1 protein-coding gene is annotated in these 1,299 nt (G+C 62.4%); it reads right to left on the bottom strand.

The genetic code is table 11. The annotated features are described in order from the left end of the window. Positions 1–34 precede the first annotated feature (34 nt). Positions 35–1,219, bottom strand: a complete 1,185-nt coding sequence (locus tag JQ586_RS40285) for an IS481 family transposase (RefSeq protein ID WP_212400158.1) — start codon at positions 1,217–1,219, stop codon at positions 35–37. Between the last annotated feature and the right edge of the window lie 80 nt (positions 1,220–1,299).

Below are 1,299 nucleotides of genomic sequence, written 5' to 3'. Positions count from 1 at the left end.
TGTCCAGCCCGGACACATAGGTAACGGAACGTACCTAAGACATGGGTGACAACCTCGTGCCGAACGGATTGTCGAGGGGTTGCAAGGTTTTCTGCTCCAGGTCGAAGTATCCCAAATCATAGTGCATGAAGCTGACGAGCCAAATGCCGTCGTCGACCTCCTTGATGCCGAGCTTTTGGCCGGCCAGCACGGTGGAGAGGTTGATGCGCTTGCGATGCAGGCAGAGCCGTCCGCAGGCGGTGACGAGCAGTTCACGATCGTGGAACGGATAGGTCAGTTCGGGCAGGCCGGCATAGCCGCGCGTTGAGGCGGTGTAGCGCTCGGCGGGGCAGCTCATATCGAGGGCTTCGTGCGGACGCTCGGCGTTGAACTCGCGGAGGAAAGCATCGAAGCGCTCCTGCTGCTGCAGGCTATTGGTGCCCGGTGGTCGGGTGGTCTCCTTCTTGAGCGTGAGGTGCATGCGCTCATGACGGCCGTTTTGCTGCGGATGGCCGGGCTTGATGCGTTCGATGGCAATGCCGAGCCTGAGCCACCACACCGAGAGCTTTGAGAGATTGAACAAGGCATTGGGACTGGCGAAGGGGACGCCGTTGTCGGAGCGAATGGCGAGCGGCAAGCCACGCTCACAGAACAGCCGTTCGAAGGCCGCAATGGCCGGCTCCTCGCGGGTGGAATCAAGCGCTTCGCACAACAGCAGGAAGCGCGAGGCATGGTCGGTGACGGTCAGCGGATAGCAGTAGCGGCCATTGCCGAGCCTGAACTCGCCCTTGAAGTCGGCGCACCACAGATCATTGGGTCCGGTGCCAGCGGACAGAGGCGTGCCGCGCGCGCGGTGGCGCGGCACGCCTGCGCGCCTGACCAGGCCATGGCGATCGAGCACCGCATGGATAGTGCTCTTGGCCGGAAGGCGGATATCGCCGTCGAGCCGCCGGACCAGGAGCTCACGGATCTTGCGCGCGCCCCAATGCGGCTTCTCGGCCTTGAGACGAACAATCAGGCCCTCAATTTGCTCGGGGAGCTGATTGGCATACCGCACCGGCCGCCGCGACCGATCGCTCAGGGCCGCGGCCCCCTGTTCCTTGTAGCGATCGTAAATCTTGTAGCCGGTCTTACGAGATACGCCGAACTCCCGGCAGACGTCCGTCATGGTCTCCCCGTCCAGCAGACGGGCGACAAAGCGAAGGCGCTCTTCCATCACCGAACTCGCTTTCCACGGCATCCACACCTCCCGCAGAACAAAAGCGGAAAGTGTAACCCATGTGTCCGGTACGAAATGTCACCTATGTATCGGGCCGCTCA

Source organism: Bradyrhizobium jicamae (genome assembly GCF_018130215.1).
In the GTDB taxonomy this organism is placed as follows: domain Bacteria; phylum Pseudomonadota; class Alphaproteobacteria; order Rhizobiales; family Xanthobacteraceae; genus Bradyrhizobium; species Bradyrhizobium jicamae_A.
The sequence above is the reverse complement of the archived record's forward strand: the minus strand, read 5'-3'. Positions and strand labels throughout refer to the sequence as shown.